Annotated in this window: 24 protein-coding genes, 1 tRNA gene and 1 pseudogene; 16 read left to right on the forward strand and 10 right to left on the reverse strand. The window is 69.3% G+C overall.

Annotated features, from left to right (window positions below; translation table 11 throughout):
- Window positions 1-30 precede the first annotated feature (30 nt).
- From hisD to AC07NS_RS09030, 3 genes are all read left to right on the forward strand, one after another.
- A complete protein-coding gene (gene hisD, locus AC07NS_RS09020) occupies window positions 31-1356 on the forward strand; it encodes a histidinol dehydrogenase (protein ID WP_494602782.1) in 1326 nt (441 codons plus the stop codon).
- Window positions 1357-1371: 15 nt separating this feature from the next.
- A complete protein-coding gene (locus tag AC07NS_RS09025) occupies window positions 1372-2136 on the forward strand; it encodes an SDR family NAD(P)-dependent oxidoreductase (RefSeq protein WP_494602783.1) in 765 nt (254 codons plus the stop codon).
- Window positions 2137-2185: 49 nt separating this feature from the next.
- A tRNA-Leu gene (locus tag AC07NS_RS09030) sits at window positions 2186-2272 on the forward strand.
- Between the two features lie 145 nt (window positions 2273-2417).
- On the opposite strand, the gene AC07NS_RS09035 is transcribed toward AC07NS_RS09030, so the two are convergent.
- From AC07NS_RS09035 to AC07NS_RS09055, 5 genes and pseudogenes are all read right to left on the reverse strand, one after another.
- Complete coding sequence (locus AC07NS_RS09035; protein ID WP_494602784.1) at window positions 2418-2840, reverse strand: hypothetical protein; 423 nt, start codon at window positions 2838-2840, stop codon at window positions 2418-2420.
- Window positions 2841-2921: 81 nt separating this feature from the next.
- Complete coding sequence (locus tag AC07NS_RS09040) at window positions 2922-3260, reverse strand: hypothetical protein (protein WP_494602785.1); 339 nt, start codon at window positions 3258-3260, stop codon at window positions 2922-2924.
- A 95-nt stretch (window positions 3261-3355) separates the two neighbouring features.
- Window positions 3356-3502 carry a hypothetical protein gene (locus tag AC07NS_RS09045; protein ID WP_199228593.1) on the reverse strand — a complete coding sequence of 49 codons (147 nt, stop codon included), beginning with the start codon at window positions 3500-3502 and terminating at the stop codon, window positions 3356-3358.
- A complete protein-coding gene (locus AC07NS_RS09050; protein ID WP_494602786.1) occupies window positions 3475-3840 on the reverse strand; it encodes a hypothetical protein in 366 nt (121 codons plus the stop codon). Before AC07NS_RS09050 ends, AC07NS_RS09045 begins: the two co-directional genes overlap by 28 nt.
- A gap of 172 nt (window positions 3841-4012) precedes the next feature.
- Window positions 4013-4201: pseudogene (locus AC07NS_RS09055) on the reverse strand (LuxR C-terminal-related transcriptional regulator); the annotation flags it as partial.
- 106 nt (window positions 4202-4307) lie between these two features.
- On the opposite strand from AC07NS_RS09055, the gene AC07NS_RS09060 reads away from it, so the two are divergent.
- Window positions 4308-4685, forward strand: a complete 378-nt coding sequence (locus AC07NS_RS09060) for a helix-turn-helix domain-containing protein (RefSeq protein ID WP_494602787.1) — start codon at window positions 4308-4310, stop codon at window positions 4683-4685.
- Between the two features lie 94 nt (window positions 4686-4779).
- On the opposite strand, the gene AC07NS_RS09065 is transcribed toward AC07NS_RS09060, so the two are convergent.
- Window positions 4780-5541, reverse strand: coding sequence for a competence/damage-inducible protein A (locus AC07NS_RS09065; protein WP_494602788.1), 762 nt, complete (start codon window positions 5539-5541; stop codon window positions 4780-4782).
- A 52-nt stretch (window positions 5542-5593) separates the two neighbouring features.
- Between AC07NS_RS09065 and sfsA the strand changes: the two genes are divergently transcribed.
- The 9 genes from sfsA to AC07NS_RS09110 all read left to right on the forward strand — a co-directional run bounded on the left by sfsA (window position 5594) and on the right by AC07NS_RS09110 (window position 15289).
- On the forward strand, window positions 5594-6307 hold the full coding sequence (gene sfsA, locus AC07NS_RS09070; RefSeq protein ID WP_494602789.1) for a DNA/RNA nuclease SfsA: 714 nt from the start codon (window positions 5594-5596) through the stop codon (window positions 6305-6307).
- 182 nt (window positions 6308-6489) lie between these two features.
- Window positions 6490-7320: a type I methionyl aminopeptidase gene (gene map, locus AC07NS_RS09075; RefSeq protein ID WP_494602790.1), complete on the forward strand. Its 831-nt coding sequence runs from the start codon at window positions 6490-6492 to the stop codon at window positions 7318-7320.
- Between the two features lie 203 nt (window positions 7321-7523).
- Complete coding sequence (locus tag AC07NS_RS09080; protein ID WP_494602791.1) at window positions 7524-8228, forward strand: GntR family transcriptional regulator; 705 nt, start codon at window positions 7524-7526, stop codon at window positions 8226-8228.
- A gap of 194 nt (window positions 8229-8422) precedes the next feature.
- Window positions 8423-8947 (forward strand): antitoxin Xre/MbcA/ParS toxin-binding domain-containing protein, encoded by a 525-nt coding sequence (locus AC07NS_RS09085; RefSeq protein WP_494602792.1) that lies wholly within the window; start codon window positions 8423-8425, stop codon window positions 8945-8947.
- The gene (locus AC07NS_RS09090; protein WP_494602793.1) at window positions 8944-9615 is read left to right on the forward strand and encodes an RES family NAD+ phosphorylase; all 672 of its coding nucleotides are present in this window, start codon (window positions 8944-8946) and stop codon (window positions 9613-9615) included. The genes AC07NS_RS09085 and AC07NS_RS09090 overlap by 4 nt, the downstream gene beginning before the upstream one ends.
- A gap of 178 nt (window positions 9616-9793) precedes the next feature.
- Window positions 9794-12196, forward strand: coding sequence for a TonB-dependent siderophore receptor (locus AC07NS_RS09095; RefSeq protein ID WP_494602794.1), 2403 nt, complete (start codon window positions 9794-9796; stop codon window positions 12194-12196).
- Entirely contained in the window at window positions 12196-13479 is a 1284-nt protein-coding gene (locus AC07NS_RS09100) for an MFS transporter (RefSeq protein WP_494602795.1), read from the forward strand. Before AC07NS_RS09095 ends, AC07NS_RS09100 begins: the two co-directional genes overlap by 1 nt.
- A gap of 101 nt (window positions 13480-13580) precedes the next feature.
- The gene (locus AC07NS_RS09105; RefSeq protein ID WP_494602796.1) at window positions 13581-14642 is read left to right on the forward strand and encodes an LLM class flavin-dependent oxidoreductase; all 1062 of its coding nucleotides are present in this window, start codon (window positions 13581-13583) and stop codon (window positions 14640-14642) included.
- Entirely contained in the window at window positions 14639-15289 is a 651-nt protein-coding gene (locus AC07NS_RS09110; protein WP_494602797.1) for a cysteine hydrolase family protein, read from the forward strand. The genes AC07NS_RS09105 and AC07NS_RS09110 overlap by 4 nt, the downstream gene beginning before the upstream one ends.
- Window positions 15290-15369: 80 nt before the next feature.
- Here AC07NS_RS09110 and AC07NS_RS09115 read toward each other — a convergent pair whose 3' ends face one another.
- Window positions 15370-16062, reverse strand: a complete 693-nt coding sequence (locus AC07NS_RS09115; RefSeq protein WP_487291737.1) for a TorF family putative porin — start codon at window positions 16060-16062, stop codon at window positions 15370-15372.
- Window positions 16063-16310: 248 nt separating this feature from the next.
- Window positions 16311-17114 (reverse strand): SDR family NAD(P)-dependent oxidoreductase, encoded by an 804-nt coding sequence (locus AC07NS_RS09120; RefSeq protein WP_494602798.1) that lies wholly within the window; start codon window positions 17112-17114, stop codon window positions 16311-16313.
- A 92-nt stretch (window positions 17115-17206) separates the two neighbouring features.
- On the opposite strand from AC07NS_RS09120, the gene queF reads away from it, so the two are divergent.
- Complete coding sequence (gene queF / locus AC07NS_RS09125; RefSeq protein ID WP_110121693.1) at window positions 17207-17662, forward strand: preQ(1) synthase; 456 nt, start codon at window positions 17207-17209, stop codon at window positions 17660-17662.
- A 176-nt stretch (window positions 17663-17838) separates the two neighbouring features.
- On the opposite strand, the gene AC07NS_RS09130 is transcribed toward queF, so the two are convergent.
- Window positions 17839-18453: a nitroreductase family protein gene (locus tag AC07NS_RS09130; RefSeq protein WP_494602799.1), complete on the reverse strand. Its 615-nt coding sequence runs from the start codon at window positions 18451-18453 to the stop codon at window positions 17839-17841.
- Between the two features lie 71 nt (window positions 18454-18524).
- On the opposite strand from AC07NS_RS09130, the gene AC07NS_RS09135 reads away from it, so the two are divergent.
- Both AC07NS_RS09135 and cysE read left to right on the forward strand, forming a co-directional pair.
- Window positions 18525-19136, forward strand: a complete 612-nt coding sequence (locus AC07NS_RS09135) for an NUDIX domain-containing protein (protein ID WP_494602800.1) — start codon at window positions 18525-18527, stop codon at window positions 19134-19136.
- A gap of 74 nt (window positions 19137-19210) precedes the next feature.
- Window positions 19211-20041 (forward strand): serine O-acetyltransferase, encoded by an 831-nt coding sequence (cysE, locus tag AC07NS_RS09140; RefSeq protein WP_494602801.1) that lies wholly within the window; start codon window positions 19211-19213, stop codon window positions 20039-20041.
- Window positions 20042-20044: 3 nt separating this feature from the next.
- Here cysE and AC07NS_RS09145 read toward each other — a convergent pair whose 3' ends face one another.
- Window positions 20045-20602 carry a hypothetical protein gene (locus tag AC07NS_RS09145; RefSeq protein ID WP_494602802.1) on the reverse strand — a complete coding sequence of 186 codons (558 nt, stop codon included), beginning with the start codon at window positions 20600-20602 and terminating at the stop codon, window positions 20045-20047.
- Window positions 20603-20627: the final 25 nt, after the last annotated feature.

Consider the following 20627-nt stretch of genomic DNA (forward strand, 5'->3'; position numbering starts at 1 on the left):
TCTCCCGGGAGACTTCCAGGAGAGACGGCCATGGCGAAGTGGTTGAAGAGCGGTGCGGACGCGGGCGTTGTTGCGGCGGCGGACCGTGCGGTGCGCGAGACGGTGGAGGGGATCCTCGCCGACGTTGCGGCGCGGGGCGATGCGGCGGTGCGCGAGCTGTCGACGAAGTTCGACGGCTGGGACCGCGAGAGCTACCGCCTGTCGGCGGCCGAGATCCAGGCCTGCATGGACCAGCTTTCGGATCGTGATCTGAAGGACATCGAGTTCGCCCAGACCCAGGTGCGCAACTTCGCCCAGATCCAGCGCGATAGCCTGAAAGACGTCGAGGTCGAGACCCTGCCGGGCGTGATCCTGGGCCACAAGAACCTGCCGGTGAACGCCGCCGGCTGCTACGTGCCGGGCGGCAAGTATCCGCTGCTGGCCTCGGCCCACATGTCGGTGCTGACGGCCAAGGTGGCGGGCGTGCCCCGGGTGGTGACCTGCGCCCCGCCGTTCGGCGGCAAGCCCGCCCCGGCCATCGTCGCGGCCCAGGCCATGGCGGGCGCCGACGAGATCTACACCCTGGGCGGGGTGCAGGCCGTGGCCGCCATGGCCCTGGGCACCCAGACGATCGCGCCGGTGGACATGCTGGTCGGGCCCGGCAACGCCTATGTCGCCGAGGCCAAGCGCCAGCTGTTCGGCCGGGTCGGCATCGACCTCTTCGCCGGCCCCACCGAGACCCTGGTGATCGCCGACGACACGGTGGACGGCGAGCTCTGCGCCACCGACCTTTTGGGCCAGGCCGAGCACGGCCCCGACAGCCCGGCCATCCTGCTGACCACCTCGCAAAAGCTCGCCGAAGACACCATCGTCTGGGTCGAGAAGCTGCTCGAGATCCTGCCCACCGCCGCCATCGCCTGCCGGGCCTGGGAGAGCTTCGGCCAGGTGATCCTGGCCGACAGCGACGCGGAGATGGTCGAGATCGCCGACAAGATCGCCTCCGAGCACGTGCAGGTGATGACGGCCGATCCGGACTATTTCCTCAAGCACATGACCAACTACGGGGCCCTCTTCCTGGGCCCTCGCACCAATGTCTCGTTCGGCGACAAGGTGATCGGCACCAACCACACCCTGCCGACCAAGCTGGCGGCCCGCTACACCGGCGGCCTTTGGGTGGGCAAGTTCATCAAGACCTGCACCTACCAGAAGGTGCTGACCGACGAGGCCTCGGCCCTGGTCGGCGAGTACTGCTCGCGGCTGTGCGCCCTGGAAGGCTTCGCCGGCCATGGCGAGCAGGCCAACATCCGCGTGCGCCGCTACGGCCATCGCGAGGTGCCCTATGCGGGAGCGGCCTCGCCCGTGCTGGCGGCGGAATAGGGACGGGGCAGGGCTATGGAGTTGCCGCACACGCCGTCGTTCCGGCTGGACGGCCGCCGGGCCCTCGTGACAGGGGCGGGGCGAGGCATCGGTCTCGCCGCCGCCGCGGCCCTGGCCGACGCCGGCGCGACCGTCACCCTGGTCGCCCGCTCGGCCGGCGAGATCGAGGCGGCGGCGCAGGCCATCCGCGAGCAGGGTGGGGCGGCGCAGGCGCTGGCGCTGGACGTCGGCGATGTCGAGGCTGTCCGCGCGGCCCTGGCCAGCCGTCCGGCCTTCGACATCCTGGTCAACAACGCCGGCACCAACCGCCCCAAGCCGTTCGGCGAGGTCAGCATCGACGACTACGACGCCGTGCTCGACCTCAATCTCAAGGCCGCCTTCTTCGTCGCCCAGGCCGTAGCGCAAAGGATGGTGGAGCAGGGCGCCAAGGGCTCGATCATCCACATGACCTCGCAGATGGGCCATGTCGGCGGTCCCAACCGCACGCTCTACTGCGCATCGAAATGGGCGCTGGAGGGCCTGTCCAAGGCCATGGCGCTGGACCTCGCCCCGCACGGGATCCGGGTCAACACCATCGCCCCGACCTTCATCGAGACCCCGCTGACCAAGCCGTTCTTCGAGGACCCGGCGTTCCTCCAGAGCGTGCTTTCCAAGATCAAGCTCGGCCGCCTGGGCCAGGTCGAGGACCTGATGGGCGCCATCGTCTTCCTCGCCTCCGACGCCTCGGCCCTGATGACCGGCAGTTCCCTGGTCGTCGATGGCGGCTGGACAGCAGATTGAGGGGCTCGACGACCTCCCGCAGCTAGGCTAGGCCAGGGTCACCAGGCGCGCGGGCATGGCGAAACTGGTAGACGCAGCGGACTTAAAATCCGCCGGCCGCAAGGCCTTGCCGGTTCGACCCCGGCTGCCCGCACCAGCTTTTCCACGATCTCGCGCCGCTTGTGCGCCTGCGCACAGATGAGCGCGGCGACTCCCGCGAGGTCGGGCGCGCGTTCGTTTCCACTCCACACTGTCGGACGCCGGCCGGCTCGCGCGTCCCAGCCCGGGCCGGCCACCCGCGGTCAGCGGCGGGCGCGCCGTTGTCGCCACGCCAGCGCCGCCAGCCCCACCGCAAACGCCACCAACTCGGCGTAGCTCCACAGGTAATAGGCCGAGAAGAAGCCCCACTGCCGCAGCGAGCGGTCGAGGGCGAAGGCGACGTGGGTCAGGACGATCAGCAGCTGGAAGGCGGTCATGAACAGCAGCCAGATCCGGCGGTCGAAGAGCGCCAGGCTGCCCAGCACGCCGAGATAGACGAGGTCGACGGCGAAGATGCCCCACTGGGGGATGCGGTGGTCGTCGATCTCCAGGGCGGCCGAGCCGACCCAGGCGATGATGGTGGCGATCGCCAGGCCGCGCTCCATGCGGCCGCCGATCCACAGGGCGACGCCGCAGATGACGAACATGGCGCCGGCGCCCAGCTGGGTCGGCAGGATTGAGAACAAGGCGGCCCCCGAACGTGTCCGGGGGCCATTGTCGCGGTGAATCGCGGGATCGGCAAAGGGGCGCGAAAGGGCGCGCCGGCCTCAGGCCGACTTCACCACCTCCAGCCGGCCGGTGGTGTCGGCGTCCTCCTTGTCGCCGCCGCCCACCAAGGTGACGCGGCGCAGGCCGATCTGGTCCTTGGCGTCGGACAGGGCCCCGTGGGCGGCGATCAGCGAGCGGCGGACGTCCGCCAGGCCCGAGGCGGCCACCATCACGTGGTCGACGGCCTGCTGGCCCACCCCGGCGGCGACCCGGGCCTGGAGGCGGGCGCGGGGCATGGCGGCGATCAGCTCGCCCATGGCGGCCAGGGTGTTGTCGACGGCCTCCTCGGCGGTGAACAGGCGGGTGGCGAGATGCTCGGCGACGATGCGGCGGTTCATGTGGAGTTCCCCTCGAAAGGTCCGGCGGCTTCGGCGGGCCGCGATCCGGACGTTGAGCGAAGGCGCCGGCGGGCGCCTTCTGGGGAAAGGCGGCCTCAGCCGTGGCGCAGGTTCTGGAAGAGCTCGACCACCTGGCGGGCGCTGAGCAGCCCGCCGATCAGCATGGCGAAGCCGAGCGCGATGGCCAGGACGGCCAGCAGGCGGAAGGCGGGGGTCAGAGCATGGTCGAATCCTCCGCGCATTTCTCGCGGAAGCTCTCGTCCAGCACCGTGGCGGTGATGGTCAGGATCTCCCTCAGCACCATCTCGGGCGGCTTGGCGGCCGCTTCCTTGCGGATCGCCGAGACCAGGTCGGTCACCAGAGGGGCCAGTTCCGGCGGGGCCAGATCGGTCAGCTGGCGCTGCAGCTGCGACCAGCCGAAGGGCGGGACCGGCGGCTCGGGGGGCAGGGGCGGCCAGGCCTGCTCGAAGGCGGTCACCGCCTGGCGGATCTGGCGGGCCTTCCACACCAGCATGCCCAGGCGGTGTTCCTGCAGGCTGACTGGGGCGGCTGTCTTCTGGTCGGTAGTGTCGGATGTCACGGTCGTCGTAGGCCTCGGTTTTACGCAAGGACGACGGTGGCGAGGCCGGCGGGGCGCCCGCCAGTCCGATTGGGTCGGGGTGGGATCGAGTCCCATAGTCGGCGGGCGGTGTGACTGGGGGGGCGAGGGGGGGATCGATTCCCCGTTCATGCTCGCTCAGCACCCGGGCCGCGGCCCGGCGGCCGTTGACGCCCAGCTTGCGGCAGGCGCTTTCCACCAGGGCGTCGGCGCGCGACTTGGAGACCCCCATCAGCGGGCCGATCTCCTTGGAAAGCCTGTGTTCGCTGACCAGGCGCAGGGCTTCGCGCTCGCGTTTGGTCAGAAGTTCGAGGCCGGCGGCGGGATTGGAAGGCGTGTCCATGGGGGCGAGCGAATCGGCTCCACTCGATCTAGGGATGAAGTGCGTTGCGGCGCGGGGCGGCCACGTCGATAGATAGCCGAGTTCTTCGATCTTCGGACATGCCTAGATGACGACAGCCGGCCCGGATCCCATCGACCTCGCCGTCGGAACGCGCATCCGCATTCGTCGCCGCTATCTGAAGATCAGCCAGGACGAGTTGGCCGAGGCCCTGGGCCTGACCTTCCAGCAGATCCAGAAGTACGAGCGCGGCGAGAACCGCGTGTCGGCCTCGATGCTGGTGCGCATCGCCGCCCGGCTGGAGACCTCGGTCGCCACCCTGGTGGGCGAGGACGCCCCCGCCGAGGAGAGCGCCGGCATGCTGGCGGCCCTGACCCTGCCGGGCGCGCTGGACCTGCTGAACGCCTACGCCCAGGCCGGCCCCAAGACCCAGAGGGCCATGGTGGGCCTGGCCCAGGCCATGATCGAGGCCGGCGAAGAGGATTAGATTTCCGACCTGATTGCATCAGATCGAAAATCTAATTGTTTGTTTTAACGCATTTTCTTCACGCGAACCGGAATCCACTTCGCTCGAAAATGCTTTAGGCCTCCAGCCGCTCCACGCCCGCGACGCCCAGCTCGGCCAGGGCCTTTTCCAGTTCGACCGCGGCGGCCTCGACCTCGGCCGGATCGCGGCCGCGGATGACGAGGCTGGCGCCGTAGACGTCGGGCAGGGCGAAGAAGGGATAGCTGCCGATCGACAGGTCCGGGTGGGCTTTGGCGACGGCTTCCAGCGGCGCGGCGATCGTGCCTTCGCCCGTGCCGGTGACGCGGACAGTGGTGGCGACCACCACGGCGCCGGTGCGCAGGCGCGGGCCGACGTCGTCGAGCATGCCGCGCATGATCGCCGGCACGCCGGCCAGCACGAAGACATTTTCCTTCTGGAAGCCGGGCGGACCCTGGACGGGGTTCTTCACCAGGCTGCCGCCCTCGGGCACGTGCGCCATGCGGCGACGGGCGGCGTTGGGCTCGCCCCAGCGCTCGCGCAGCATGGCCATGATCTCGGGATGCTCGGGCGCCGTGACGCCGAACGCCTTGGCCACCGAGTCGGCGGTGATGTCGTCGTGCGTCGGGCCGATGCCGCCGGTGGTGATCACGTAGTCGTACTTGGCGCGCAGGGCGTTGACCGCCTCGACGATCTCCTGCTCGACGTCGGGCACCACGCGGGCCTCGGCCAGGTCGACGCCATAGGTCGCCAGGTACTTGGCGATGGCGTTCAGGTTCACGTCCTGGGTGCGGCCCGACAGGATCTCGTCGCCGATGATCAGCACCGCCGCTGTCACCCGATCCTTGCTGGCCGTCATGGTCGCCGTCCCCTAAACGCTATCCTGGATAGCTACTCGACTTAGGCTTCGCATGCTTCTGCCGCAACCGCTTACCCACGGCCGCATCGTCCAGCGCTACAAGCGCTTCTTCGTCGATCTGGTGCTGGACGACGGGCGCGAGGTGACCGCGCACTGTCCGAACTCCGGGGCCATGCTGGGGGTGAACCTGCCGGGGCAGGGGGCTTGGGTGTCGTTCTCCGACGATCCCAAGCGCAAGCTGGCCTGGACGCTGCAACTGGTCGAGGCGGCCGGGGCGGACGGGACGGGTCTGGTCGGCGTCAACACCATGCTGCCCAACAGGCTGGTGGCCGAGGCCCTGGCCGATGGGGTGATCCCCGAGCTGACGGGCTACGCCAACGTGCGGCCGGAGGTGAAGTACGCCGCCGCTAGCCGGGTCGATTTCCTGCTGACCGATCCGGATCGGCCGCCGTGCTGGCTGGAGGTCAAGAACGTCCACCTGTCGCGTTCGCCAGGCCTGGCCGAATTCCCCGACTGCAAGGCCGCCCGCTCGACCCGCCACCTGGAGGACCTGGCCGCCCAGGTCGCCGAGGGCCATCGGGCGGTGGCGCTGTTCGTCGTGCAGCGCGAGGACTGCGAGGATTTCCAGGCCTGTCGCGAACTCGACCCGGCCTTCGCGCGGGGTCTCGACGTCGCGGCCGAGGCGGGGGTGGAGGTCATGGTCTGGGCGTGCGCGATGAGCACCGAAGAGATCCGGATCGCGCGGCCGATCGTCTGGAAGCGGTGAGCGCCCTCTTCTGAACCGCTGTCACCCCCATCCCCGACCCTTCCCCCATCAAAGGGGGAAGGGAGAGGTGCGCGCGGCGCCCCTAGTTGAACTTTCGTGCTATAGTCGCGACATAAGCCCGACCGACATGTGTTCCTGGCGCTCCCCCGCGTGACGCGCCCCCGTTTGAGATTGAGCCGCCCATGACCCTCGACGACGCCTTCGAGATCGAGACCGAGACCCGCACGGGCGAGATCAAGATCCACAAGCCCGAAGACTTCGAAGGCATGCGCAAGGCCGGCCGCTTGGCCGCCGAGTGCCTGGACATGCTGATCCCGCACGTCGTGCCGGGAGTCTCGACCGATCACCTGGACACGCTGGCCCGCGAGTTCATCCTCGACAACGGCGCCCTGCCGGCCTGCCTGTTCTATCGCGGCTATCCCAAGACGGTCTGCATCTCGCGCAACCACGTGGTCTGCCACGGCATCCCGGGCGACTGGACCCTGCGCGAGGGCGACATCGCCAATATCGACGTCACCGTCATCGTCGACGGCTGGCACGGCGACACCTCGCGGATGTACGGCGTCGGCGAGGTCGGGCCGCGTGCTCGCCGCCTCGTGGACATCACCTACGAAAGCCTGGCCCGCGGCCTGGCGGTGGTGAAGCCGGGCGCGACCCTGGGCGACATCGGCCACGCTATCCAGAGCTACGTCGAGGCCCAGCGCTGCAGCGTCGTGCGCGACTTCTGCGGCCACGGCCTGGGCAAGGTGTTCCACGACTCGCCCAACATCCTGCACTTCGGCCGTCCCGGTCAGGGTGCGGTGCTGAAGGCCGGCATGTTCTTCACCATCGAGCCGATGGTGAACCTGGGCAAGCCGGCGGTGAAGGTGCTGGGCGACGGCTGGACGGCCGTGACCCGCGACAAGTCGCTGTCGTCGCAGTGCGAGCACTCGATCGGCGTGACGGAAGACGGCTGCGAGGTGTTCACCGCCTCGCCGACGGGCCTGTTCCAGCCGCCGATGCAGGGCGCCTGAGGCGCCGCCGGCGCTTTGCGTCCTTCGAGGCTCGGCCCGTTCGGACTACGCGCACACCCTTACGGGTGCGAAGCCACTAGGCGAAACTGACATTTCAGCTTACCTATCAGTCCGAAGTCGCAACCTTCGGGAGCCTTTTCGTGCGCCAGCCTTCGCCTCCTCGCGCGCCTGACGACGCCCCTTACAACGTCGCTGGAAGCGGCATGCGCTCGCGGATGCTGGTGCTGGACGTCTGCTCGTCGTCGGGGCTTGAGGACTGGTCGCCCGACCTGCAGAAGGCCAAGGTCTACGAGAAGATCCTGCTCGACCTGATCCTGGGCGAACTGCCGCCGGGCGCGCGGCTGGACGAGCAGTCGCTGGCGGCGCGCTACGACGCAGGGCTCGCCGGGGTGCGCGACGCCCTGGGCCGGTTGGCGCTGGAGGGCCTGGTCATCCGCCGGGCTCGCTCGGGCACCACGGTGGCGCCGCTGGACCTGGTGGACCTGCGCCAGGGCTACGAGGCCCGGGCCCTGATCGAGCCGCACTGCGCGGGCCTGGCCGCCCGCCACGCCTCCAAGACCGACGCCGCCGCCATCAAGGCCGTGTTCGACGGGGCCGAGGAGGCCGCCCGCAACCGCGACCTGCCGGCCCTGGTGGCCATGGACCAGCGCTTCCACGCCGCCGTCGCCCGCGCCTCGGGCAACTTGGCCTTGGCCCGGATCTTGATCCCCCTGCAGCACAAGGCCGCCCGCTTCTGGGTGTTCTCGTTCGGCGGCGCGACCGAGGCCGAGCTGATGGCCGACATCGAGCAGCACCGCGAGGTCGCCGACGTCATCGCCAGCGGCGACGTCGAGGCCTCGAAGGCGGCGATGATGCGGGTGCTGAGCGTGACCCCCGAGGCCGTGCAGCGGCCGCCGGTCGAGGCGTGATCCTAAAGCCCTCCCCCTTGATGGGGGAGGGTTGGGTGGGGGTGGTTGCGGCGTTGGAAGCCGCGCGCTTGCCCGAACCTCAGCACTCACCCCCATCCCCAGCCCTTCCCCCATCAAGGGGGAAGGGAGCGTTCGGCGCGCGCCTTCCATCAAGTCCAAATCTGGACTATATTCCGATCTGGATGGAGGTCTGCATGCCCGTCGCCAAGCGCAAACCCGTCGAGGTCGCCGCCAGTTCGGCCGTGCTGGACCTGTCGCGCTTCTCGCCCGCCAACCGCCGCCGGCTGAGCGGGCCGGGCTTGCGCACCTTCCTGGCCATCGCCGACCTCTGGGACCTGTCCGAAGACCAGCGCCTGCTGGTGCTGGGCCTGCCGTCGCGCTCGACCTACTACAACTGGGTGAAGGCGGTGCGGGAGCATCGCGACGTCACGCTGGATCTCGACATGCTGACCCGCATCTCGGCGGTGCTGGGCGTGCATCAGGCGCTGGGCGTGCTGCATGCGGGCGAGCGGGAAGCGGTCGCCTGGCTGCGGACGCCGCACACGGCCCCGCTGTTCGGCGGCCGGCCGCCGCTGGAGGTGCTGACCTGCGGAACCCAGGACGGGCTGATCAGCGTGCGCCGCTTCCTCGACGGGGCGCGGGGCGGGCTCTACATGCCGCCCGGCGATCTCGACCGTGACTTCCGCCCCTACGACGACGCCGAGATCGTCTTCTCGTGAGCGAGGCCCATGCGCCGGCGCCGCAGCCGAGCTACCGGCTGATCCCGTCGCGCTTCCCGCCGATCGGCCTGTTCGACACGGTGGCGACGGCGGCCGACCTCGACGCGGTGATGGAGCTGGCCGGCTGGACCAACGACCGCCTCGTGGCCGAGCGCGTGGCGCGCCTGCCGGTCGATGAGCGGGTCTATGGTCGGACCAACGCCAGCATCGTCATGGCCTCGTTCCTGCACGTCGCGCCGGGCGGCATGCGCTTCAACGGCCCGGACCTGGGCGCCTGGTACGCCGCCGCCCGGTTGACGACGGCGGTGGCCGAGGTGGCCCACCATCTGCGGCGCGAGGCGGTCGCCACGGGCGCTCAGAGCCTGTCTCGCCAGTACCGGGTCTATTCGGCCAGGCTGGGGGGTGACTATCTCGACATCCGGGGCCAGCAGACGGCGCTGCCCGAGGTCTATGCCAGCGACGACTATGCGGCGGGGCAGGCGATGGGTGAGGCGGTGCGCGCGTCAGGCGGGGCAGGGATCCTGTTCGACAGCCTGCGCCACGCCGGCGGGATCAATGTCGTCGCCCATCGTCCCCGCAACGTTCAGGACGTCACCCAGCGCGATCACTACGAACTGCGGGTCGAGGCTGGGTCGCGTCGGATCGAGGCCCGGCGCCTGGCCGCCTGAAGCGTCTGTGGCCGCTGGGCGACAGACGGCGGAACGTCTCGCCAACTGTGAGGCTTTCGCGACACAGGGCTCTGTCAATCCATTCTAAAATGTCAGAAGAGATTTTGACGAACGTCAAGTCATCCCCATTTGGTGCGGCGAGGCGGGGCCCAAGGCGCCGCTTCCCGGAGCCTGCCGAATGTCCCGTCGCCTCGTCCTTCTCGCCACCGTCGCGTCCATCGGCGCCTTCGCGAGCATCGCCGCCGCCTCTTCGGCGCGGGCGGCCGACCAGCTGACGGAAGTCGACGCGGTGGTGGTGACGGCCCGCGATCGCAACGCCGGCCTGCTGGAGAAGCAACCGAACGACACGGTTTTCGGCCTGGATAAGCCGCTGATCGAGACGCCGCGCTCGGCCAGCTTCGTCTCCGACCTGACCCTGCAGCGCTACGGCGTCGAGACCATCGACGACCTGACGGCGGTGTCGCCGGGCACCTATACGGCCAGCTTCTACGGCGTGCCCGGGGCGCTCAACATCCGGGGAACCCTGGCCGAGACCTATTTCCGCGGCTTCAAGCGCGTGGAGAACCGCGGCACCTACGCCACCCCCATCGGCGCGGCCGAGCAGATCCAGATCGTGCGCGGCCCGCCGACCCCGATCTACGGCTCGGGCAAGGTCGGCGGCATGCTGAACTTCATCCCCAAGTCCGGAAAGGGCGAGGGCGGCTATCTGGAAAAGCCCGAGGGCGAGATCACCCTCACCTACGGCAGCTACAACAAGAAGGACGCCACGGCCCAGCTCGGCCTGCCGGTCGAGGTCGGCCAGGTGATCGGCGGCGTCCACCTCTATGGAGAGGTCGAGGACGGCCACAGCTTCTATCATGGCGTCTATCCCCGTCGGCAGACCGGTCAGGTCTCGGCCGATTTCGACCTGGGGAACGGCTGGAGCACGGCGCTGGGCGGCATGATCTATCGCTCGCAGGGCGATGTGCAGACCTCGGGCTGGAACCGCCTGACCCAGGACCTGATCGACAACCAGACCTACGTCACCGGCCGCGACACCAGCCTGGCCGACGCCGACGGCAATGGCCGGCTGACGCCCAGCGAGATCGGTTCCTACCCTTACGCCAGCGCGCTCTACCTGGCCTATTACGGCTACCCAACCACGGATGCGGCCCACACGCTGGACACCGGGGTGGGCACGACCAAGCTGTCGCCGCGCACCGTCTATGTCTCGGCCGCCGACTTCTCGAAGACGGCGACCAACACCCTCTATTTCGACATCGGCCGCAAGCTGTCGCCCGACAGCTCGGTGAAGCTGCAGCTGTTCTACGACTCCCTGGAGAACAAGCGCTTCGTCTCCTACGGCTATCCGGCCTGGTTCGACAGCGACGTCTGGGAGGCCCGCCTGACCTGGGACTTCCGCAACGAGGCCTTCGACGGCGCGCTGCGGGCCCAGTCTTTCGTCGGCGCCTCGTACCGGGCCTTCGACGGCCGCCGGCGTGAAAGCTTCAACAGCGGCCTGATCGCCCTGGATCGCCGGGACTTGTCGTACGGCGCCACCGCCACCGACATCATCGGCAGTCCGTTCAATCCCGGCGACGGCGTTCAATGGGAGAACGACAACCACTCCAAGTGGACGCAGGCCGGCGTGTTCTTCACCACCGACATCTCCATCGGCGAGCGCCTGAACCTGATGCTGGGCGGCCGCTACGACGACTACGACGTCACGTCGGAGGACGTCGGCTATCTGTCCTACACCGTCGCCGGCGTGCAGAAGGCGGGGAAGGGCAAGGGGACCTATACGGCCAGCGTCTCGTACAAGGCGCCCTTCGGGCTGATGCCCTACGTCACCTATGCCGAAGCCTCGGCGCTCGAGATGAGCCAGGCGGGCGACATCGCGCCAGGCCTGGTGGCCGACGCCAGCGACGCCTGGCTGTCGGACAGCGACCTGGCCGAGGCCGGCGTGAAGTTCCAATGGCTGAAGGGCACGCTGATCGGCTCGCTGGCCGGCTATCGCCAGAACCGCACCCAGCTGACCGGGATCAACGCCACGCCGACCGGCACACGCGCCAAGGGCGTCGAGCTGGAGGTGCGCTGGCTGGCCAGCGACCACTTCAGCTTCACCTTCTCGGGCAACAGCCAGCACACGACGGTGAAGGGGCCCGACACCTCGTTCCAGTACATCCCGACCTATACCGCCGGCGTCAGCGGAGTGGACGGCTATGGCGGCGCCTATGTGGTGTGGAGCTTCGCCAGCATCCGGCCGGGCGACTACGACTACACCCTGATCCCCAAGTCGGTGGTCAGCCTGTACGGCGCCTACACGTCGGACCAGCACGACTGGGGCAAGGTCTTCGCCACCCTGGGCGTGACGCACGTGACCAAGACCTCGGGCACGGTTCCCGGCGCGGTGGTCTATCCGGCCTATGCCGTGGCCAGCGGCTCGGTCGCCTACGAGTACGGCCCCTATACGGCCACGCTCAACATCGACAACCTGTTCGACGAGCTCTACTTCACGCCCGTCGCCGACACCTACGCCAACCTCGCGGCCTTGCCCGGCAAGGGGCGGGAGTGGCGGGTCACCCTCGCGAGGCGCTTCTGATGGCCCACGTCCGGATCCAGCATCGCCCCTGGCTGCTGCTGGGCGCCTTTTCTCTGCTGCTGTTCCTGATCACCGCGGCGACCTATTCGTCGCTGGGCGTGGTCATTCCGGCCATGGTTCCGGAACTGGGCTGGAGCTGGGAGCACGCCTTCCTCGGCTTTTCGATCATGGGCGTGGCCACCGGCGCCTCGTCCTGGCTGCCGACCCTGCTGATCCGCCGCTGGGGCGTGCGCGCGACCCTGGTGGCCGGCGCGGCGGTCATGGCCGGGGGGCTGGCGCTGATGGCCAATGTCCACGGCCTGCCGGCCTATTTCCTGGCCACGGCCCTGCTGGGCGTCGGTTTCCAGGCCGCGGCCCTGATTCCGGGGACCTATGTGCTGTCGGCGATCTTCCGCCAGCGGGCCATGCCGTTCGGCATCTACTTCACCTGCGGCGCCCTGGGCGGCGTGGCCGGGCCGCTGATGGTGCTGGCCAGCCAAGGCGCCTTCGACGGCCACTGGCGGGTCTATTGGGCGCTGCAGGCGCTGGCCATCGGCGTGCTGGGCCTGCTCTGCGCCGCCGTGGTCGGCGGTCCCAAGTGGCTGGAGGAGGCGGGCGCGGCCATGGACCGCCTGACCGCCGCCGACGCCAAGGCCGCCCCGGCCCATCCGCGCGTCTACCGCACCGACCACGACTGGAGCGTGCGCGACGCCGTGCGCACCCCGCAGTTCGCCATCCTGGTGGCGGCCTATTTCAGCCACCTGCTGGCCGGGGTGACCGCCGCCAGCCTGACCCAGGCGCACCTGACCCAGCTGGGCGTGGCCGGCGTCGTGGCGGCCGGCGCGCTCAGCGCCGAGGGCCTGATGCAGGTCGTGGCGCGTCTGGCCGGCGGGGCCGTCGGCGACCGCGTCGACCCGCGCTGGCTGCTGGCCCTGGCGCAAGGCCTGCTTGTCGTGGGCCTGCTGGCCCTGTCGCGGGCCACGACCCTGCCGCTGCAGGCGCTCTATGCGGTCGGCGTGGGCCTGGGTTTTGGCCTCACCGTGCTGGCCGTCAGCCTGCTGCTGCTCAACTATTTCGGCCGCCGCAACAACGTCGAGCTCTTCTCGCTGGTCTGCCTGGTGGGGGCGGTGTCGGCGGCGGGGCCGTTCATCGGCGGCTTCATGCGCGACCGTCTGGGGGGCTTCACCCAGACCTTCGAGCTGTTCGCGGCCCTGACCGCGGTGGTGTTCGTCGCCGCCCTGATGATGCGCCCGCCCAAGCCGCGTCTCGCGACGACGGAGACGGAGGCCGTCCCGGCGCCCTGATACCGCACGCCGATACCTCGTCCCGGGGTCTCCCTACGTCATCCTTTTGGTCTATGGTCGCCGCCGACTCGCCAGCAGGGCGAGCACGGCAGGAGGCGAGCATGGGGCGCGAGGACGGACGCAAGGAGTTCGGCGTCTTCCTGCCCGTGGCCAATGGCGGCTGGATCGTCTCGAAGACGACGCCGCCGCTCGACGGCCTCTACGCCCAGAACCGCGCCGCCGCCGTGCTGGCCGATGAGATCGGCCTAGACTTCATCATGTCGATGGCCAAGTTCCGCGGCTTCGGCGGCGAAACCGACCACTGGGGCGCGGCCCTGGAGTCGGTGACCCTGATGGCCGCCCTGGCCGAGGCCACCAGCCGCGTGAAGATCTGGGCCACCCTGCATCCGCTGCTGCAGAACCCGGCCGTGGCCGCCAAGATGATCGCCACCCTCGACCATATCAGCGGCGGTCGGGCCGGCCTCAACATCGTCGCCGGCGCCTATCGCGACGAGTTCGCCCAGATGAGCGCCTGGGACGACACGCTGAGCCACGACGACCGCTATGAGCTGGCCGAGGAGTGGACCCGCCTGGTCAAGCGCCTCTGGACCGAGGACAGCGTCACCCACGAGGGGCGGTTCTTCACGCTGAACGATTGCCGGTCCAAGCCCAAGCCGATCAGCGCCCCGCGCCCGGACCTGATCTGCGCCGGCGTCTCCGAGCGCGGCTTTTCCTTCGCCGTCGCCGAAGCCGACGCCTGCTTCATCGGCGGCGAGGACGAGACGGCGCTGCGCGAGGCCAGCCGCCGGGCCAAGGCGCGGGCGGCCGAGCTGGGCAAGGCGATCCGCACCTACGCCATGTGCACCGTGGTCCACGCGGCGACCGACGCCGAAGCCGAAGCCCTGGCCGACCGCTATCGCGACGGGGTGGACATGGCGGCGGTCACCACCATGTTGTCCAACTGGGGCGTGCCCCCCGAGCGCCTCGCCGAGACGGCCGCGCGCCAGGGGGCGTTCATGACCCGGACGGTGATCGGCGCGCCGGCGACCTGCGGGGCGCGGATTCGCGACCTGGTCGAAACCTGCGAGCTGGACGGGCTGATGCTGATCTTCCCCGACTACGAGGCCGGCCTTTCCATGTTCGGCGCCGAGATCCTGCCTGGCCTGCGGGAGGCCTATCCTTGAACACGGCCCCGATCCGCGCCGACGACGGCCTTTCGACCTGGATCGCGCCGGCGCGCACGGCGCTGCTGGTCGTCGACATGCAGGTGGACTTCGCCGCGCCGGACGGGGTGATCGGCCGGTTCGGCGTCGACCTGTCGGCGGTGGAAGCCGCCCTGGCCGCGGCCGGTCGCCTGGTCGAGGCGGCGCGGGCGGCCGGCGCGCCGGTGGTGTTCGTCGGCCTGGAGACGACACCGCAGACCGACGCCCCCACCTTGCTGGAGCGCATGCGCCGGCGCGGCGGCGATCCGGAGATCGAGCGAGCCATCTGCCGGGCCGGAACGCGGGGCGCCGACTTCTACGGTCCTGTCCCAGGGCCGGGCGAACTGGTGGTGCGCAAGCCGCGCTACAGCGCCTTCGTGGGCACCGATCTCGACGCGCGGCTGCGGGCGCGGGGCGTCGATACGCTGGTGGTCTGCGGCCTGACGACCGAGTGCTGCGTCGACAGCACCGTGCGCGACGCCTTCCATCGCGACTACCACGTCTTCGTGGCCAGCGACGCCTGCGCCGCCTACGAGCCCGACCTGCACGAGGGCGCGCTGAAGAGCCTGGGGCTGAGCTTCGCCCTGCTGGAGACCGCGTCCGAGATCGAGGCGGCCTGGGGCGGCTAGCCCCGGATCTTGATGAACCGATAAAGAAAAAGCCGCCCGGGCGAACCCGGGCGGCTGATCCTTTACCGAAGGGCCTTGGCTTAGAAAGCGGCCTTCAGCGAGACGGCGATGCGCGACTTGTAGATGTCGCCGAAGTCATGCTCGCTGGTGTCCCAATAGCGGACGTCCAGGCCGAGCTTGTCGGTCAGGGCGTAGCCGACGCCGACGTTCCAGGTGGTGTAGTCGGCGGCGTCTTCGACCGATTGCTTGCCCAGGGCGGCGCTCAGCGAGAACTTGTCGTTCAGCGGCACCGAGCCGTTGACTTCGACGTAGGTGGCGGTGCCCAGGTCGCCCGGCCATTCCGGCGAGACGTAGGCGGCGGCGCCGAGGGTGACCTTGCCGAACGGCTTGGACACGGCGGCCTTCAGTTCGGTGTAGCTGAACTTGCCGGGGGTCAGGCCCTTGTCTTCGACGTAGCCGTAGTACAGCACGCCGAAGTCGAACGACACGTCGCCGACGGTCGGCTTGATGCCGCCGTACAGGTCGACTTCGACCGACGGATCATCGGTGCCGAAATCGACGTTCGAAGCCCAGACGCCGGCGTAGCCGATGCCGTAGCCGAGGTCGACGCCGCCGAACACTTGCGGGTCTTCCTGGGTCTGGCTCACGCCGCGGAACACGTAGTCGCTGGCGATGCCGACATTGTACGAGAGGCTGACTTCTTGGGCCATGGCGGCGCCGCCGAGGGCGACCGTCGCGGCGGCGGCCGCCAGCGAAAGCTTGAAGAACTTCATCCGTGCTATCCCCTTTTTTGTTAGCCCGCCGGGAGTTTGCTCCCAACCTGTGCGGCGCCTGCAAGCGCGTCAGTTCACAAGCCAGGATTAACTGCGGGCCGTGCTCTAGTTGCAATCAGCTAGGCGACAGCGCCAGCGATAAGAACAAGGGTCGTCCAAAACTTGGGCATGTGTGACGAATTTGCTTCATAAGCAGCTTCCTAGGCCACAGTTGTCGCCAGGTGGATGTTTAGCGCTTAGCTGCGGCTTCAGCGCATCGCCATCGTCGCCGCGCCCAGGTGCAGTCCGGCGTCGACCAGCAGGGTCTCGCCGGTGACGTGGCGGGAGGCGGGCGAGGCCAGGAACACGGCCGCGCCGGCCACGTCCTCGGCGCTGGAGGCGACCTGCAGGGGCGTGGCCGCCGCCGCGCCGGCCCGCAGGCGCTCGATCTTCTCTTCGTCCATGGCCTTGCCGAACCACGGGGTGTCGATGAAGCCCGGGCAGACGGCGTTGACCCGGATCCTCGGGGCCAGGGCGCGGGCCAGCGACAGGGTCATGGTGGTCATCGCGCCCTTGGAGGCGGCGTAGGGCACCGACGAGCCGTTGCCCATGACCCCGGCGATCGAACTGGTGTTGACCACGGCGCCGGGCCGGGGCGCGGCCTCCAGCAGGCTGCGGGCGGCGCGCAACATCTGGAAGGCGCCGACCACGTTGACCGAATAGAGCTTGAGAAAGTCCTCGGCGTTCACGGCGTCGAGGTCGGCGTGGCGTGGGGCGAACTTGGTCACGCCGGCGTTGTTGAACAGGGCGTCGATGCGGCCCGAGGGCGCGGCCGCCTCGACGATCCGCCGGCAATCGGCGTCGTCGGCGACGTCGCCCTGGGCCAGAACCGCGCGGGCGCCTAGCGTCTCGATCTGGCGGGCGGTCTCCTCGGCCTCCTGGGCGCTGCTGGCGAAATTGACCACCACCAGGGCCGCGCCGCGACGGGCGGTCTCGACCGCCATGGCCCGGCCAAGGCCCGTCGAAGCGCCGGTGACCACCACCGTGAAGCCGTCGAAGTCGCGACCCGTCATCCGTTTCCTCCTGAGTTCGAACGCTTGTTTGCGACACCGTAGCCGGCGCGCGGGCGCTTGTCTCGCCGGGGGCGGAGGCCTAAATCGCGACCATGACCGAACTTTCCGTGACCCAACTGGGCCAGACCGTCTCCGCGCCGGAGAGCCCCGAGGCCGCCGTGCTCGAGGCCGTGCCCAATCCGCAGAACGACGTGCTGTACCTGGCCCGCTTCGTGGCCCCCGAATTCACCTCGCTGTGCCCGGTGACCGGCCAGCCCGACTTCGCGCACCTGGTGATCGACTACGCGCCGGGCGACTGGCTGATCGAGAGCAAGTCGCTGAAGCTCTATCTGACCAGCTTCCGCAACCACGGCTCGTTCCACGAGGACTGCACCGTGAAGGTGGGCCGCAAGATCGTCGAGGTGGCCAAGCCCCGCTGGCTGCGCATCGGCGGCTACTGGTACCCGCGCGGTGGTATCCCGATCGACGTCTTCTGGCAGACCGGCCCGGCGCCGGAAGGCCTGTGGGTGCCCGAGCAAGGCGTGCCGGCCTATCGCGGCCGGGGGTGATTACCCGTCCCCTCTCCCCTTGCGGGAGAGGGTGGCCTCCCGGAGGGGAGGTCGGGTGAGGGGTCTCTCAAAAGCAAGACGCCGCGACAGCCGATCAGCTGTCGCGGCGTTTTTCGTGGGTGCGACCCCTCATCCGTCGACTTCGTCGACACCTTCTCCCGCAAGGGGAGAAGGAACTACTCCGTCCACTCGCTGGTGATCGCCGCCACGTCGGGCCGCACGCGTTCCTGCGGCTGTTCGGCGCTCGTGCCGATGTAGAGGAAGCCGGCGACCTGCTCGCCCTCGGCGACGCCGAGGATCTGCAGCGCTCGTTCGTCGAAGCTGTACCAGTCGGTGATCCAGTTGGCGCCGTAGCCCATGGCCGAGGCGGCCAGCAGCAGCTGGGTGCAGACCGCGCCGGCGCTCATCACCTGCTCCCACTTCGGCACCTCGTCCGACAGCGGGCGGGCGATCACCGCCACGGCCAGCGGCGGGGTGGTCAGCTTGCGCATGGCGGCCGTGGCCTTGACCGGATTGGCCTGGTCGGCGGCCAGGGGCGCGATCTTCTCGGCGAAGGCGGCCTTGGCCTGCCCGCGCAGCAGCACGAAGCGCCAGGGCGAAAGCTTGCCGTGGTCGGGCACCCGAACGGCCAGGCGCAGCAGGTCGGACAGTTCGTCCTCGCTGGGGCCGGGCGCGACCAGGGCCATGGCCGAAGCCGAGCGGCGGCGGGCCAGGAAGGCCAGCACCTCGGGCGCGGGTTCGATGGCGATCGGTTCGCCGAATTCGGGGGCGGGGGGAACGGAACCGGCCAAGACGATCTCCTGAAAGCGCGCTAAGGCAGGTCACCTATGGCCGGCGCGCGGCCCGCACAAGTCGAGAGACCATGTCCGACGATCCAATCTGGCTGAAGCCGCACGGAAAACCCTGGGGCGTGACCAGCGCCAAGGTCGTCTACGACAACCCGTGGATCCAGGTGACCGAGTATCAGGCCATCGCCCCGACGGGGCGGCCGGCGCTCTATGGCAAGGTCGGCTTCAAGAACCAGGCGATCGGCATTGTGCCGCTGCATGCCGACGGCACGGTGACCCTGGTGGGCCAGAACCGCTTCGCCCACGGCAACTACAGTTGGGAGCTGCCAGAGGGGGGCGCGCCCATGGGCGAGGATCCGCTCGACGGCGCCAGGCGCGAACTGGCCGAGGAGGTCGGGCTGGTCGCCGGCGACTGGCGACCGATCCTGACCATGGAGCTCTCCAACTCGGTCACCGACGAGTTCGCCTATGGCTTTCTGGCCATGGACCTGTCGCCGACGGAGACCGCGCCCGACGACACCGAGGACCTGGCCGTGGCCCGCGTGCCGTTCCAGGAAGCTCTCCACGCCGCGGTCACTGGGCGGATGCCGGACTCGTTGACGGTGGCGTTACTCCTTCGGGTGCACCATATGGCGTCCGTGGGCGAGTTGCCGGCCGACCTGGCGGCGCTGGTCCTGGCGCGTTGAGTAGGGTTCGCGTCCGTTCGGCTAGGGCGTTTTGAATAAATATGCTCTAGTCTCCGCTGGGAAGGGAGAGCCCCGTGGCCAAGCATCTTGAAGTCGTGACCGAGCGCGCCGCGCCGCCCGTGTGGGCCGCCCTGCGCAACCAGGCCGAACACGCCGCCAAGGCCGAGCCGGCCCTGGCTTCGCTGCTCAACGCCGTGATCCTCAGCCACGACAATCTGGCCGACGCCCTGACCTTCCAGCTGGCCCGCAAGCTGGGCGACCAGGAGATGCGGGCGATGACCGCCCGCGAATTCGCCGCCGAGGCTTTCGAGAGCGATCCGGCCCTCGTCGCCGCCGCCGAGGCCGACCTGCGCGCCGTGTTCGAGCGTGACCCGGCCACCAAGGGCTACGTCCAGCCCTTCCTGTTCTTCAAAGGGTTCCTGGCCCTGCAGACCCACCGCGTCTCGCACTGGCTGTGGAACAATAATCGCGAGACCCTCGCCTTCTACCTGCAGAGCCGCGCCAGCGAGGTCTTCCAGGTTGACATCCACCCGGCCTCGCGCGTCGGCGCGGGCGTGTTCATCGACCACGGCACCGGCATCGTCATCGGCGAGACGGCGGTGGTCGGCGACGACGTCTCGATGCTGCACGGCGTGACCCTGGGCGGCACCGGCGCCGAGCGCGGCGACCGTCACCCCAAGATCGGCAAGGGCGTGCTGCTGGGCGCGGGCGCCAAGGTGCTGGGCAACATCACCGTCGGCGAATACGCCAAGGTGGCTTCGGGCTCGGTGGTGCTGAAGCCCATCCCGCCCCACTGCACCGCCGCAGGCGTGCCAGCCCGTCTGGTGAACTGCCCCACCTGCGAAGAGCCGGCCCGGACCATGGACCACACCCTGGCCGACGTGGTGTACGACTACGTGATCTGAGGACTAGAGGACGCCCGCGTTCCGCAGGGCCTGGGCTCCGGCCAGGGTCCGGCGGATGGCGGCGCCCAATTCGGTTTCGTCGTAGCGCTCGGTCGCATGGACGCTGAAGCCGGGGTGCAGGCCCTTGCGGGGAAAGGCGTCGATCGTGACGCTGCTGGACCCGCCTTGGACGATGACCATGAAGCATCGTTCCTCGAAGCCCTTTACCGAGCGCTCCTTGGAAGCCTTGAACGCCGCCCAGTCGGCGGCCTTGTGGTCACGCATGTCGCTCGGGCTGTCGGGTGAGAACCGTAGGAGGTGTTCGCGCACGCAGACGCCGATCTCGCGGTCGGGTGACCCGATGTCGAGAATGGCCACCGGTCCGGTGTCGCTGATGCCCGCGACGGCGGTGACGATCAGGCGCTTGCCGTCATGCAGATAGAGCCGGGCCTGGGTGTCGCGCCCGACGTCCCGGCGTTTGCGCGCCGCGAGGATGTAGAAGGTTTGCTCGATGGTCGGATCGTTCAGCGGATCGTAGTCGCCTAGCACCTTGCGAGGCTTGAACAGGTCTGACCACTTCATCTTCGGATCCCGTTCGCCGCGCTGG

The organism is Caulobacter sp. GW821-FHT10A10 (assembly GCF_059415745.1).